Below are 13698 nucleotides of genomic sequence, written 5' to 3' on the forward strand. Positions count from 1 at the left end.
AAATGAAATATGTTTTCAATAATTCTAAATCCTGATATTTTTTTTATTTTCAACTATAAGAATTAGTATTTGAATACTCTAAAGTTATAGGATCAATTATTGGCAATGGCATATTTCTAAAAGGTCTAATGGGTCTACCAAATAAGGTTGTTACCTCTTTACCATCTATTTCCCATTTCACCCCAAATGATACTCTATTCAGACTTTTATAAACCTTTACCATTTGTGGGGCTCCACCTATACAATGAAACTTAGTTTTTGCATTAGGATCTAAAAGCATATCTCTAATTACTTCTAGTGGTTCCATATCTAAAGAACCATTTTCAAGTTTATTTCTCTCTCTAAGAAGATTAATTAATTTCTCTTTTGCTTCATCAAGATAATCTCCACTAAAAGACACTAGAATTTTACTTTTAACCCCTTTCCAAAATTTAATTGGCTGATATGTAAATTTTTTAATATCTTTTTTATATATAAATTTCCATAGTTTAAATTCTTGTTTATGCCAGCAATAGCCACCAAATAAAAACTCCACAGATGGAATCTCATAATCACTTTTATACATTAACATGTCATTTAATGTTTTCAATATTATCGCTTTGAAAGTAGAAAGATGTTGATACCGATTTCTAATTTTCGGATTTAACTCAATTTCATTTTTTAACTGAATCATCATGGGATATGAAAAGCTTGTATCCCCAGAAAAACACATTGCACAGTCACTTCTAGAAAAAGTGTAAATCTTAGGATTACAATCCCACGATCCAAAAGCTCTCAAGCGACTATCAGTTACAAAAACCAATTCTTCCGATGTTCCATTTTTTTTATCCATGCCGCACATATTGTCATTAAATTTGCTTCAGAAAATAATATTACTCCTAAATTTTAAGATGAATATGCCATGTATATCAATATAAATTATTGAATGTAAAAATAATTAAGAAATATATAAATTATATTTAACATTAAATCTCTTATATAAAATATAAAGGTTATGCCCTATCCAGCTCTCCAGTATTTCAAAGCCCATTGCCTAGACAACCCACAGAAAAAAACGTATAACACCGTTTTTCAAAATTAACGGGTAAACACCACTGTGAAACTCATCCTTGCACCTATGGAAGGCTTAACTGATCCAATTATGCGTGATGTACTCACATCAGTGGGCAGCTTTGACTGGTGCGTAACCGAGTTTATCCGTGTGACCAATTCAGTCCTACCCGATCATATTTATTATCAATATTGCCCGGAATTACTCAATGGTGGCAAAACAGCCTCAGGTACACCTGTGCACGTGCAGTTCTTAGGTAATGATCCGGAAATGCTGGCAGCCAATGCCATTCGTGCTGTTGAACTCGGTGCTCCTGTGATTGATATGAATTTTGGCTGTCCGGCAAAAACGGTAAACCGGCATCGTGGCGGCTCAGTGCTTCTGGATGAACCTGAAGTGGTTCATATGCTGGTTAAAGCTGTGCGTGATGCAGTACCTAAACATATTCCTGTGTCTGCCAAAATGCGCTTAGGCTATATGGACAGAAAATTTACCCTGGAAAATGCCCATGCCATTGAAGATGCGGGTGCTTCCTGGGTCACAGTGCATGCCCGTACCAAAGCTGAAGGCTATACCCCGCCTGCATTTTGGGATCAGTTGCAACCGATTCGTGAAGCATTAAAAATTAATGTGATTGCCAATGGTGAAATCTGGAGCAATGCTGATGCCAAGCAATGCCAGTTAGAATCGGGCTGTGAAGATTTAATGATTGGTCGGGCCGCAGTGACCACACCCGATATCACGCAATGTATCCGCAAAAATACAGATGAGCCAATCATTACTTGGGATGAGCTTTTAGACTTACAAATTCGTTTCTTAAATGGGCCCTATAAAAAAGAAATTAATATGGTCGGACGCTATAAACAGTGGCTCGGCATGATGTCTAAACATTATCCTGAAGCAAAAGAATTGTGGAATGAAGTAAAACGAATTAAGGCTTTGATTGAAATTATAGAAAAATTAAATGTCTTAAAGCATTAATAAAAAAGCCTTTGAACTTTCAAAGGCTTTTTTATCTAGCTTTTTACTTTAGCTTCTTTCTTTACGCTGTTTTAAATTTTCTATATGCATTCGATTGGTTTTCTAGGATTTCTCCCGAACTTTAAATTTTAAAAATCAGCACGGCCTCATTTAATTTGTTTCATTTTAATGCCTTTGCATAGGCAATCTTTTCTACTTTTGAAAGGTCAAAAGTAGACAAAAACCTTTTGTTTCCCATACACAACTTCCCTGTCGTGATGGGAAACGTATGGCATCCCTGCCATACTCATGAATCTAATACCTGTTAAATTCTATTTTTTAATTTGATAATACAAACAATTTTCAATCATCAAAAAATGATTGATGAAATAAATCTAGATTATTAACTTTGTTCAATTTTCAACAAAATCTCTTTATTTTCCAGTCCACCGGCAAACCCGACCAATTTACCATTTGCTCCGACCACACGGTGACACGGCGCAATAATCGAAATCGGATTTTTACCATTGGCCGCACCCACTGCGCGAACCGCTTTAATATTACCGACTTGCTCAGCAATATCACGATAACTGCAGGTTTCGCCAAATGGAATGTTCAGCAAGGCTTGCCAAACTTTCTTCTGAAATTCAGTACCTTCAAAATCTAAAGGCAAATCAAATTGCTGGCGTTTTCCAGCAAAATATTCAGTTAACTGCTTTTGGGTTTCTAATAAAATCGGATGATGTGTCTGTTCAATCAGTTCGGCTAAACGAACCCGTTTAGGATGTTCATTTTCCCAAAGTACTGCCACCAAAGCCGTTTCATTGGCTACCAGTTTCAAAGTACCCACAGGAGAAGCCATTTCCATAAATGCCAGTTTCATCGTCTACTCCTGCAGTGAAATAAATGATCCAGATTTTATGATGATGACAGTTTCATCAATACTAATCCAGAAATAATCAGTACAGCTGCCAGCATGCGCATCGCCGATGCAGGCTCACCAAATATAAACACCCCAACCAGAAAAGAACCGACTGCACCAATTCCGGTCCAGATGGTATAAGCTGTACCCAGTGGCAAAGTGCGCATGGCATAAGCCAGTAAGGCAAAGCTTAAAATCATGAAAACAACAGTAATAATACTGGGAGTTAAACGTGTGAATCCTTCTGAAAGTTTCATGGCATAGGCCCAGACAATTTCAAAAAGACCCGCTAAAACCAAAACCACCCAAGCCATGACGACTATGCTCCATTTGATTAGAGTCAGGCCGTCCTGACGAATTTTCTCAGTGCAACGATACATTCGATTGCACCAAGGGAGGTCGTTCCTCCTTTAACTGAGTTAATAATTATATAATAGTTGAGCCAAATAGGTGCTTGTTTTACATATTTTGACCCATCACTCACCTTAAAAGTGCAAATAAAAATGCGACTGGCCTAAATCAGTCGCATTTTGAATCTTCTACACAAAACTAAAATTTAAAACGAATCCCTGCGCCATAGAGCCATTCATTTTCAGAAGAGGATTGTTGCTGCCAGGCTGTTTCCTTATTCCCCTTGTTATAGCCATATGCCACATCGACAAAAGGCATGACCTTTTTATTGATTTCATATCGCGTTTCCAGCCCCAATTGTGCCGTACTTAAACCGGTTTTTTGAGCATAGTTTGAGTCATCACTCAACACCACATTCAGATCCAGATAAGGCTTAACAATCAGCTTTTGCGTCAGTAGCACATCGCGTTCGGTTTCCAGGCTTAAAGATGTTTGATTATCCTGCCCGACATAGAGATAGGTATTGGTTTCAAAGAAATACGGCGCCAATCCATGTACCCCAATGACGGCATCGACTTGATCCTGATCCACTTCACGATTCTGGTCATTGCGATAACGCAAACCAGCCTGTACATCCCAAAAATCGGCAACATTGCGGCTGTATAACACTTTGGCATCGTACTCGGCTTGCTCTGATTCAGCATCATCGACACGGACTTTAATAAAAATCTTGTTTTCATCTGTGCCGATTCGGGTTTCTAGTTTTGACTTTAAAACACCTTCGCCATCATCATTGCGCAGCCATTCACTTTCAACCGTGCTTTGCTGATAAATCTGGCCGCCATGCTCTTTGATATGTGCAGCATGATCCGCATCATCTGAACTGGATTGCCCCTGCTGTAGCGGTTGCATCGGTTTTTCTTTAACCGCAGTCGTTGCTACTGCTGACTCTGTTTGATGCTGTAAATGATCGTCATACACTTCAATAGATTGTTCAGACTGCTGTGGCATCGGCATAGAATGCTGCTGATCCTGCGCAAAACTCTGTCCACTCAACAACAGCAGAGACGCACTCAATGTGCTCATTGCAAAGAAATTAATGATGCGCATGTGAGTCTCCTTGCTTTGCTGAGTTTGAGGTAGATGGTGTCGGTGCTTGATTTCCATCGACATTCGCCACCACCAGTTTACTCATCATTCCAGATGACATGTGATACAGCAGATGGCAATGGATTGCCCATTCACCCAGTTCATCCGCAGTGAGCAGCGCAGTGACGGTTTTACCTGGTGGTACAATCAAGGTGTGTTTATTCGGCATATTGGCGCTACTTTGCCCATTTTCCAGCTGCATAAACATGCCATGCAGATGCATCGGATGCGCCATCATGCTGTCATTAATGAATTTCAAACGGATACGTTCGCCATATTTCACCTGTAACGGTTCAACTTCGGTAAATTTCTTGCCGTTGATGGTCCAGATATAGCGTTCCATGTTGCCACCCAAACGCACTTCCAGTTCGCGTTCTGCCGGACGGGTATCCGGTTGTGGGTTTAATGATTTCAAATCGCTATATTGCAGTGCCTTATGTCCTGCCGGAGTAGACGCATTTGCCCAGCCATAAACCACTTGGGTATTTTCATTTAAGGCTGGTTTCACCGAGGTATGTGCAGAATGATTCATTCCTTGTTGTAGTTCTGAATCAGACTTTGCTTGATGTTGTGAATGGTCATTCGTATTCGACTTGGTGTGGTTCATTTGCGAATGATCCATGCCAGCCATGTCATGTTGCATGGATGAATGATCCATCATTTGATGATTCATTGAACTTGCACCACTATTATCTTCGCTGCCTTGATACTTACTACTCTGATGATCATCCATCTGATCATGATTCATGTTCGCATGATCACTTGATGATGAGCCATGTCCCATATCTTCCATCGTGAGTAATGCACGTGGACGTGGCTTAGGCATATGAATCGCATGCGTTACTGGAGCAGTTTCATTATGCAATGACCCAATGGCAAAACCGCTACGGTCAATCGACTCGGCTTCAATCTGATAATGATTGGCTTTTGGCTCCGCAATCACATCATAAGTTTCTGCAGTACCGATTCGAAACTCATCGACCGGCACAGGTTTAACTGGCTGCCCGTCAGCACTCACTACGGTCATTTTCAAGTTGGGAATACTGACATCATAAAATGACATGGCGGAAGCATTAATAAAACGTAAGCGGACTTTTTCATTCGGCTTAAACATGCCGGTCCAGTTTTGTTCTGGCGTTTTGCCATTGATCAAAAAGGTATAACCGGTAACATCAGACAAATCGGTTTTCAGCATGCGCATCTGATTCCACATGGAACGATCTTGCCAGGTATTTTTTAATCCATCACGTTTGACCTGCTTCCAGACATCCGACAAAGTTTCACGCCGATTTTGATAGTATTCAGCCGACTTTTTCAGGTTCTTCTGGATTTGGTCACTGCTGGATTGATGAAAATCGGACAGCATCACCACATAATCACGATCAGCCTGTTCATGCGCTGCTAGCGGCTTTTTCCCTTTGGGATAAATCACCAGAGCGCCATACAGTCCATCCTGTTCCTGTCCTTTAGAATGCGCGTGATACCAATAGGTTCCATTTTGACGAACTTTGAAACGGTAGACAAAATCACTTTGCGGTTTAATGCCCTTGAACTGGTTAAAACCGGGTACGCCATCCATTAATCCCGGCAACAATAATCCATGCCAGTGAATGGAAGAATCCTGATTTTTAAGTTTGTTATGCACATAAATCACGGCATCGTCCCCCTCTTCAAATTCCAGAAGAGGCGCGGGAAACTGACCATTGACCGTAATGCGTTTTAAGGGTTTTTCGGTGATATTCACCATCTGTTGATCAATGTTCAGGTGATATTCTTTGACCGCAGCAATCGCCCACGATGATGACACTAAACACACCCCGACTAAGAGGCTTTGAGTTAATTTAATCGACATGACTTAACCTGTAATTTAAAAATAAAAATGTTTTTTAAATCAAGATTAAGCTTTGGGAGGGCGTAAGATCTGCTGCCAGAAGCCGCTTAAATGCTGGGCTGAATAATCAAAATTGCGCTGTGGATGTTCTTGAACTTCTTCTAAATGCACTAAATCGGATATTTGTGAATCCAACCAGACTGTTAAACTCTGACAGTGCAATGGTACACAATCATTACAGCTAAAATGCTGTTGTTGATCACCCATGTCCTGATGACAATCTTGATCATGCTGTACTTTTAGCTGATCAACAGGATGATGCTGCATGTCCGGTAGAGTTTTGACTGAATCATGGCAACCCGACATGGTCGTCATGGGCATTTTATCTTCATGCTGAACCGTCAATTCACTCATCATTTGCTGATGCATAGGCTGTTCAAATGCCAAGACAGCATTACTCCACCCGATGGCGAAAACCATCAGGAACACAAACCAAGCCTGTTTGCATAATGAAGTTAGCACAGCATTGTCCTTAATTAATCCACAATAAAAGATAAATCATGTTCTTTTGATTTGAGTTTAATAGCATAACCAAGATCCAAGTTATGCACAATTTTTAAGTTTATGCTAAACAGTGCCAAATCCCGCTGAATAATGCCAACTTAAACAATAAAGTTATTTTTTAAACAGTTTTATTTTTAAGCATAGACGAATAAACCACCATATTTTTTAATAGCTTAACAAGCTAAAAAAGGACTCATTTGAGTCCTTTTTATACATTTAATGTCTAATTATTAAACTATTGATCTACAATTGTTTATAAACTAATCAAGTTATCCATACAGTTATCTACACAGATATCCATATGGTTATCCATAAAGTTATCCACAACTTAGCAATCATTAATTGTAGATTATTAGAGATTAACTGAGCCTACTTTTGCCAGTTCTGAGCGCATTTCATCAATCACAGCTTTATAATCCGGCTTGCCAAAAATCGCCGAACCTGCAACAAACATATCTGCACCAGCTTCAGCAATTTCACGAATATTGGCTGGCGTCACTCCACCATCTACTTCCAAACGGATGTCACGGCCTGAGGCATCAATGATCTTGCGTGCCTGACGCAGTTTATCCAAAGTCATGGGAATAAATTTTTGACCGCCAAAGCCCGGGTTGACACTCATCAACAAAACCTGATCGACTTTGTCCAGCACATAGTCCAGATAATGCAAAGGGGTTGCCGGGTTAAACACCAAACCTGCTTTGGCACCGCCCGATTTGATTAACTGTAAAGAACGGTCAATATGATCCGAAGCTTCCGGATGAAAGGTAATAATATCAGCACCTGCTTCGAGAAAATCGCCAATCATACGGTCTACTGGTGACACCATAAGATGCACATCAATCGGTGCCTGAATCCCATATTTTTTTAATGCCTTGCATACACCTGCACCAAACGTCAGGTTAGGAACGTAATGGTTGTCCATCACATCAAAATGTACGACATCTGCACCTGCAGCAAGCACATTTTCAACTTCTTCACCTAAACGGGCAAAGTCGGCAGATAAAATGGAAGGTGCAATTAAATATGGCTTGGACATGGGGAGAACCTGGCTATGCATTTGAATTGATTTTTCACATTATAACAAATTGAACTTTGCTGCTGTGATTCAATCTACATCTGTTGCGATTTAATCGTATTCATTTTAAATCTGCTATTTTGACCTAAGCGCACAAGGTAAATGAGAATGAAAAGTAATACACAAATTATCACATCAGAAGCAGCCCGTATCGCCAAACGATTACTCAATCACTGGAAACATAAATTTGAAGTCTCTGAAACTGAGGAAGATTTCAGTATTTTTATGCCGGACGCGACTGTTAAGCTAATACCACAATCCACCCTATTATTGGTTTCGATTGACAGTTCATTAGAAGACTTAAGTAGACTGGAAAAAGTGGTGCTGGACCATTTAAGCCGAATGGCACAGCAAGAATTTACTGCTACATGGCAACATCAATAAAAAAGGGAGAATTAAATTCTCCCTTTTTTTGAATGAGTCATTAGGCTTCGAGTTGTACAGCATGGAATTGCAAATGATCATCCATAAAGGTTTGAATGAAATAATATCCGTGATCATAGCCGGCATGTTCACGCAAGGTTAGGGATTGCCCTGCTTGCTTACAGGCCTGTTTAAATAAGGCCGGATTCAATTGTGCATAGAATTGATCTTTAGATCCTTGATCAATCAAAATTTCTGTAAACAATGCCCCTTTTTCTTGAATCAAGGCAGTGGCATCATGCTTTAACCATTCATTTCGATCTTCACCCAAATAATTCGAAAAAGCTTTTTCACCCCAAGGGCATTGGCTCGGCGCGCAAATCGGAGCGAAAGCAGACACCGATTTAAATTTTTCCGGGTATTTAAAAGCCAGTGTCAGTGCACCATGTCCGCCCATGGAATGCCCGAAGATTCCGATAGCATCTGCTTGCACTGGAAAGTTTTGCTTCACTAGCTCATAAAGTTCATCGGCAATAAAACTTTCTATTTGATAATTCTCAGCCCACGGTGCCTGAGTCGCATTGATATAAAATCCGGCACCCTGACCGATATCCCATGAATCCCCTGCCGCAACTTGTTCACCTCGGGGTGAAGTGTCCGGACTAATCAGGATCAACCCCAGCTGGGCTGCCAAACGTTGCGCATGGGCTTTAATGGCGAAGGTTTCTTCAGTACAGGTCAGACCCGCCAAATAAAACAGCGCAGGACAGGCTTGACCGGTTAAAGCCTGATGCGGCAAGAAAATTCCAAATTTGGTCTGCCCTTTTAAATTGTTAGAATTAAAGGCATAAATTCGCTGTTCCCCATCAAAGCATTGATTAACTTGCATCAATTCCATCATTATTTTCCTTATGGTGCTGCCACACTTAATTGTGGAGTTTCTATCTTCATATCTGTCTGAGTTGTAGCAGGAAATAAGCGTTGCTCGAGCTGCGGCAACATAAATTCCATATTCTTGCCGATCGACCATTGCGGTTCAGAAGCTTCAAACCCTTGAGCAGTTTCCCATTGTGCTACCGTTTTCTTGGTCTGCTCAAAAGCCCCTTGTATAGACATCTGCTCGCGCATCGCCTGATCAAAAAAGGCCCGGCCAAAATAAGTATAATCCGCTTCATTGGAACAGCCAAAAGATGCCCGGTCAGCCGCAGAGGCGGTAATAATTAAAGTATTATCATCCTGCAAAGCGGGAACAAAACTCCCTGAATAACATGCCGAAATCACGATCACGCGCCAACGAATACCGGATTTGTCCAAAGTTTCTTTAAGCCATTTAGGATCGACATCATTTAAATCGATCGGATCATTTTCCATTTCAAACTGATTCGGCAAACCGTGTGAAGTCATGTATAAAAATAATACATCACTTTCTTTGTTCATTTGCTGCCCGATACGGCGCAAGGCCATTTCCATACTGGTACGTGAAGCAATCGGCATTTGCGTTCGGGTTTCGGGATTATTAATCAGCGCCATGGAACGGCCAAAAGTTCCAAAACGGGTATCAAATTGTTCTTTAATCCGTTCAATTTCCGACTTAAAGACATCTTGATAACCTGCACCGGCAACCCCTAAAAAGTACCAGTGCGACTGGGCAAATTCACCGTATTGAATTGATTCCAGCGACTTGTTCAAGATACGGCTTTGTGCATAAAAAGCATCTTCAGCAAAGGTTGGCGGGGTTTCTTCAACTTTCCAGATCGGCTGACTTTTCACCGACATTTGCCAGACCACAAGAGTGAATAGTGTCGCAGCCACAATTAGCGCCCGCTCCCACCACGGCCATTTCAGTTCACGGGAAAACACCCACACCACAGCCAGACTTTGCCAGACAAACAGCACCATGAAGATGGTCGGCAAATAGTCATAGAACAGGTAAGGCAAGACATCAATATAACCCAGATACTGGATCAGGCTTTGCAATAAGGCAATATGGGTATCCAGTACCAGCCACAACAAGGCGGGTACCAGCATCAGCCGGGGATTATTGATCCGCTGGGAAAGGAAAATACCGACAATAAGCGCAATAAAAGGCCATAAAGCATAACTGATCAGGCCTTGCGGGTTAAATTCCCCGATCTCCTCCGCACTGAGCCAGCTAAATAAACTGTTGGCACTGCCGCCCAAAATCCCCCAAAAAATCAGTTGCAGGATCGATGGCCGAACAATTTGCAAAGAACGACGCGAACCCAAAAAAAGCCACATCCCTGCAGTTTGGTTGCTCTTAAAATCATGCCAAAAATTGATGGAGGGTTTAAAGTCGATCATAGGATTTCAGGGTGGTTGTCGCTCGCGGATTTACCGGTCTAAGTTTATGCTTGATGGAATTTTTATCAATGCTGCTTTGGAACTATATAACAAATTAATGCACATTATTGAATCAATTACCAAACTACTCTAGAAGATGTTGCTGAAAGTAAGCATCAAAACGACAGGCATCTCCCTGCCATTGATGATCCGGTTCCAGATCGGCCAGATAGACTGCCAGACGTGGACGTTTCACCACCACACGTTTAGCCACTTTTTGCGCCAGAGTTAACAGGTTGTCACCCAGGTCCATTTCACCATGTTCAGGCAACAGCATATGTAAGAGCTGCATCTGCTTTTTCACTTGTGCCTGTTTTTTAATGGCTTGCTGATTCTGGTCGCGCTGTGGAAACATCGGATCAAGATACACCACATCCACCACATGCTGCTGTTCCGCCTGCTGGGTCAGGTAATCGGCAGAATCAGAAAAAACCAGATCAATTCGTGCTACAACTGAACTGAGAAAAGCATCATTTTGCGCATGGTTTTTACTGTCTTCCAGCAAGGTAAACAAGATTGGATGGCGTTCAACCAAGGTGACATTTGCACCCAAATGTGCCATCAACAGACTGTCATGACCTAAACCGGCAGTCGCATCAATCAAGCTGGGTATTTCGCCCAGATTACAGGCCCGTGCAATCATTTCAGATTTTAACGATGAGCGTTTTAAACGTGGTACTTCGGCCTGCCAGTCGGGCTGCATTTTCATGCCATTGGCACACAGCCACAGACCGGACTCATCTACACATAAACCCAGCTCAGGATTTAAACGCAAAAACCGGGCGTTCAGCTTTTCAATGGTCTCAACATTTACATTCACTCCACGAGAAGAAAGCACAGCAGAATACTGCTGTGCTTTCTGTTGAAATTCCTGTTCTACAAATAAGCGGAATTCGCTTACCATAATTTCCAGCCTGTAAATGCAAAAAGTAAGATTAAAAGACCTGAAGCAATACGGTACCAGGCAAAAACCATGAAATCACGTTTAGCCACATAAGCCACTAAAACACGAATTAAAATCAAGGCTGAAACAAAGGAAACGATCAGACCTACTGCTAAAACAATCCAGTCTTCAGTGGTTTGCATTACTTCATAACTTTGATAAAGATCGAGCAGGCCTGCCCCGACAATCACCGGAATACCCAGGAAGAAAGAAAACTCTGTCGCCGCCTTACGTGAGATGCCCAGGAACATGGCACCAATAATGGTTGCACCTGAACGTGATGTACCTGGAATTAAAGACAGCACCTGAATTAAACCAATCCAGATCGCTTCCTTATAGCTGATGTTTTCCACTTCTTCAGCATTTACTTTAGGCGGATGTTTTTCAATCCACATAATGATGAAACCACCAACAATCAAACCAATTGCCACGGCAATATCATTAAATAATAATTCTTTGACTGCCTGTCCAAAAGTCAGGCCCACCAGCACAATGGGAATGGATGCCATGATCAGGCTAAAACCGAGATGACGACCTTTGGCTTCACCGGTAAACATACCAGTTGCTGCCCCCCATAGACGAGCCCAGTATTCATAAATGACTGCTGCAATCGCACCCATTTGAATGGCGATCACAAATACATCGCTTTTTTCTTTGGTCCAGAAATTCATGAGTTCTGAAGCGAGAATTAAATGTCCGGTACTGGAGATGGGTAAAAATTCGGTAATCCCTTCAACGATACCCATAATTGCCGCTTTCAGCAGCAGTAAAAGATCCATAGAAAATCCTGATTATGATTTGCCTTGTTCTGGAATTTTTTTCCAGGCATTGTCACGTAAATACACCGGTAATGCCTGTTCAGCACTCACCCAATGCTTTTGCTCTGCATGCGCGCGCGCAATGGTCGCAATATCTTGTGCCGTCGCACTTAAGTCTTTGTATTGTATTTGTTCAGGCTTAACTAAAGCTGAACCCGACCCCACCAGCTCAAATTTAACCATTGCCCCGGCATCAGCATAATTTAACAGTTGCTCTGTATCTACAGGCTGCATAATACCCTGTGGGTCCAGCTGAAAACTCGAGATATAGACTTCATCCATGCGTGCATCCAGTACTGCAGTCACTGCCGTTAAACCCGCCACACGATATGCTGCCTGTGCCAAGGCTTGCAAGGTTGAAACAGGAACAACAGGCAGATCATTTGCCCAAGCCAATGCCTGAGTCACAGCCGCATTGATACGTACCCCGCTAAAAGAACCGGGACCGCGGCTAAATGCAATTGCAGTAAGTTCAGATGCAGACAAACCAAGCTGGGTAAATGCCTGTTCGATCATTGGGAGTATCGTTTGCGTTTGTGCTTTTGCTCGCGCATCTAATTGAAAAAATAATTCTTGAGTGTCATCTACAATAGAAACGGAACACTGCTCATTGGCAGTTTCCAATGCCAGCAACTTCATGCACAACCTTAATTCATTTAAATATAAAAAACGTCGGATATCATACTCCACTCATGCGTGCGAGGCGAGATTTTCCATCTACAGGATACAAAAAAGCCAAGCTTTCGCCTGGCTAAATATATCGTTTCAAATCACAGTTCAACTGACTCCAAATGCTGAAAATCCTTGAAATGTTCTGCGTAGTGCATGGCACTCATTTTGAGTTTGACTTCAGCCGCCTCATCCAGCGTTTTAACGATTTTCCCCGGTGAACCCATCACTACCGAATTGTCTGGAATGACTTTGCCTTCGGGTATTAAGGCATTGGCGCCGATAATGCAATTTTTACCAATCGCGGCATGATTTAAAATCACGCTATTAATGCCAATCAGCGTGTTATCACCAATAGTACAACCATGCAACATCGCTTGATGCCCAATCGTGACATAACTACCAATATGCATTTCAATGCCTGCATCGGTATGTAACACGGCATTTTCCTGAACATTGGTAAAATCCCCCAGTTTGATCTTGCTGTTATCACCCCGGATGACTGCTCCAAACCATACACTGACCTGCTTGCCCATTTCAACTTGTCCCAAAACTGTAGCACTATCAGCTACCCAACCATCCCATGGTTGATGCGTTGCTTGAGGCGTATATCCTTTAAATTTATAGATCATGGGTTA

15 protein-coding genes are annotated in these 13698 nt (G+C 41.7%); 2 read left to right on the top strand and 13 right to left on the bottom strand.

What is annotated here, in order from left to right:
* Positions 1–49 precede the first annotated feature (49 nt).
* On the bottom strand, positions 50–832 hold the full coding sequence (locus B2Y23_RS07150; protein ID WP_291369917.1) for a hypothetical protein: 783 nt from the start codon (positions 830–832) through the stop codon (positions 50–52).
* Positions 833–1096: 264 nt separating this feature from the next.
* On the opposite strand from B2Y23_RS07150, the gene B2Y23_RS07155 reads away from it, so the two are divergent.
* Entirely contained in the window at positions 1097–2032 is a 936-nt protein-coding gene (locus tag B2Y23_RS07155; RefSeq protein WP_291369918.1) for a tRNA dihydrouridine synthase, read from the top strand.
* A gap of 382 nt (positions 2033–2414) precedes the next feature.
* Here the strand turns inward: B2Y23_RS07155 and B2Y23_RS07160 are convergent, their stop codons facing one another.
* From B2Y23_RS07160 to rpe, 6 genes are all read right to left on the bottom strand, one after another.
* Positions 2415–2894: a methylated-DNA--[protein]-cysteine S-methyltransferase gene (locus B2Y23_RS07160; RefSeq protein ID WP_291369920.1), complete on the bottom strand. Its 480-nt coding sequence runs from the start codon at positions 2892–2894 to the stop codon at positions 2415–2417.
* 35 nt (positions 2895–2929) lie between these two features.
* Positions 2930–3247 carry a quaternary ammonium compound efflux SMR transporter SugE gene (gene sugE, locus B2Y23_RS07165; RefSeq protein WP_291369938.1) on the bottom strand — a complete coding sequence of 106 codons (318 nt, stop codon included), beginning with the start codon at positions 3245–3247 and terminating at the stop codon, positions 2930–2932.
* A 235-nt stretch (positions 3248–3482) separates the two neighbouring features.
* Positions 3483–4394 (bottom strand): copper resistance protein B, encoded by a 912-nt coding sequence (locus B2Y23_RS07170; protein WP_291369922.1) that lies wholly within the window; start codon positions 4392–4394, stop codon positions 3483–3485.
* Positions 4381–6285, bottom strand: coding sequence for a copper resistance system multicopper oxidase (locus tag B2Y23_RS07175; RefSeq protein ID WP_291354291.1), 1905 nt, complete (start codon positions 6283–6285; stop codon positions 4381–4383). The genes B2Y23_RS07170 and B2Y23_RS07175 overlap by 14 nt, the downstream gene beginning before the upstream one ends.
* A 45-nt stretch (positions 6286–6330) precedes the next feature.
* Positions 6331–6786: a hypothetical protein gene (locus tag B2Y23_RS07180; protein ID WP_291354290.1), complete on the bottom strand. Its 456-nt coding sequence runs from the start codon at positions 6784–6786 to the stop codon at positions 6331–6333.
* A gap of 394 nt (positions 6787–7180) precedes the next feature.
* Positions 7181–7867 carry a ribulose-phosphate 3-epimerase gene (rpe, locus tag B2Y23_RS07185; RefSeq protein ID WP_291354289.1) on the bottom strand — a complete coding sequence of 229 codons (687 nt, stop codon included), beginning with the start codon at positions 7865–7867 and terminating at the stop codon, positions 7181–7183.
* Between the two features lie 147 nt (positions 7868–8014).
* Here rpe and B2Y23_RS07190 point away from each other — a divergent pair, with 147 nt between their 5' ends.
* Positions 8015–8290 (top strand): DUF2218 domain-containing protein, encoded by a 276-nt coding sequence (locus B2Y23_RS07190; RefSeq protein WP_291354288.1) that lies wholly within the window; start codon positions 8015–8017, stop codon positions 8288–8290.
* A gap of 40 nt (positions 8291–8330) precedes the next feature.
* Here B2Y23_RS07190 and fghA read toward each other — a convergent pair whose 3' ends face one another.
* From fghA to B2Y23_RS07220, 6 genes are all read right to left on the bottom strand, one after another.
* Entirely contained in the window at positions 8331–9167 is an 837-nt protein-coding gene (gene fghA, locus B2Y23_RS07195) for an S-formylglutathione hydrolase (protein WP_291354287.1), read from the bottom strand.
* Between the two features lie 11 nt (positions 9168–9178).
* The gene (locus B2Y23_RS07200; RefSeq protein WP_291354286.1) at positions 9179–10591 is read right to left on the bottom strand and encodes a C13 family peptidase; all 1413 of its coding nucleotides are present in this window, start codon (positions 10589–10591) and stop codon (positions 9179–9181) included.
* 124 nt (positions 10592–10715) lie between these two features.
* Positions 10716–11534, bottom strand: coding sequence for a class I SAM-dependent methyltransferase (locus B2Y23_RS07205; protein WP_291369924.1), 819 nt, complete (start codon positions 11532–11534; stop codon positions 10716–10718).
* Positions 11528–12352: an undecaprenyl-diphosphate phosphatase gene (locus B2Y23_RS07210; protein ID WP_291354284.1), complete on the bottom strand. Its 825-nt coding sequence runs from the start codon at positions 12350–12352 to the stop codon at positions 11528–11530. The genes B2Y23_RS07205 and B2Y23_RS07210 overlap by 7 nt, the downstream gene beginning before the upstream one ends.
* Positions 12353–12364: 12 nt before the next feature.
* Positions 12365–13030, bottom strand: coding sequence for a tRNA (adenosine(37)-N6)-threonylcarbamoyltransferase complex dimerization subunit type 1 TsaB (gene tsaB / locus B2Y23_RS07215; RefSeq protein ID WP_291354283.1), 666 nt, complete (start codon positions 13028–13030; stop codon positions 12365–12367).
* A gap of 131 nt (positions 13031–13161) precedes the next feature.
* Positions 13162–13692 (bottom strand): gamma carbonic anhydrase family protein, encoded by a 531-nt coding sequence (locus B2Y23_RS07220; RefSeq protein WP_291369926.1) that lies wholly within the window; start codon positions 13690–13692, stop codon positions 13162–13164.
* Positions 13693–13698 lie beyond the last annotated feature (6 nt).

Origin of the sequence: Acinetobacter sp. UBA5934 (genome assembly GCF_002430855.1) — a bacterium.
Taxonomy (GTDB): Bacteria; Pseudomonadota; Gammaproteobacteria; order Pseudomonadales; family Moraxellaceae; genus Acinetobacter.

Excerpts from the sequence above, each read along its gene's own strand:
- fghA (WP_291354287.1), bottom strand. The coding sequence starts at position 9,167 with ATGGAATTGATGCAAGTTAATCAATGCTTTGATGGGGAACAGCGAATT.
- tsaB (WP_291354283.1), bottom strand. The coding sequence starts at position 13,030 with ATGAAGTTGCTGGCATTGGAAACTGCCAATGAGCAGTGTTCCGTTTCT.
- B2Y23_RS07210 (WP_291354284.1), bottom strand. The coding sequence starts at position 12,352 with ATGGATCTTTTACTGCTGCTGAAAGCGGCAATTATGGGTATCGTTGAA.
- sugE (WP_291369938.1), bottom strand. The coding sequence starts at position 3,247 with ATGGCTTGGGTGGTTTTGGTTTTAGCGGGTCTTTTTGAAATTGTCTGG.
- B2Y23_RS07160 (WP_291369920.1), bottom strand. The coding sequence starts at position 2,894 with ATGAAACTGGCATTTATGGAAATGGCTTCTCCTGTGGGTACTTTGAAA.
- B2Y23_RS07220 (WP_291369926.1), bottom strand. The coding sequence starts at position 13,692 with ATGATCTATAAATTTAAAGGATATACGCCTCAAGCAACGCATCAACCA.
- rpe (WP_291354289.1), bottom strand. The coding sequence starts at position 7,867 with ATGTCCAAGCCATATTTAATTGCACCTTCCATTTTATCTGCCGACTTT.
- B2Y23_RS07205 (WP_291369924.1), bottom strand. The coding sequence starts at position 11,534 with ATGGTAAGCGAATTCCGCTTATTTGTAGAACAGGAATTTCAACAGAAA.
- B2Y23_RS07175 (WP_291354291.1), bottom strand. The coding sequence starts at position 6,285 with ATGTCGATTAAATTAACTCAAAGCCTCTTAGTCGGGGTGTGTTTAGTG.
- B2Y23_RS07170 (WP_291369922.1), bottom strand. The coding sequence starts at position 4,394 with ATGCGCATCATTAATTTCTTTGCAATGAGCACATTGAGTGCGTCTCTG.
- B2Y23_RS07190 (WP_291354288.1), top strand. The coding sequence starts at position 8,015 with ATGAAAAGTAATACACAAATTATCACATCAGAAGCAGCCCGTATCGCC.
- B2Y23_RS07150 (WP_291369917.1), bottom strand. The coding sequence starts at position 832 with ATGGATAAAAAAAATGGAACATCGGAAGAATTGGTTTTTGTAACTGAT.
- B2Y23_RS07200 (WP_291354286.1), bottom strand. The coding sequence starts at position 10,591 with ATGATCGACTTTAAACCCTCCATCAATTTTTGGCATGATTTTAAGAGC.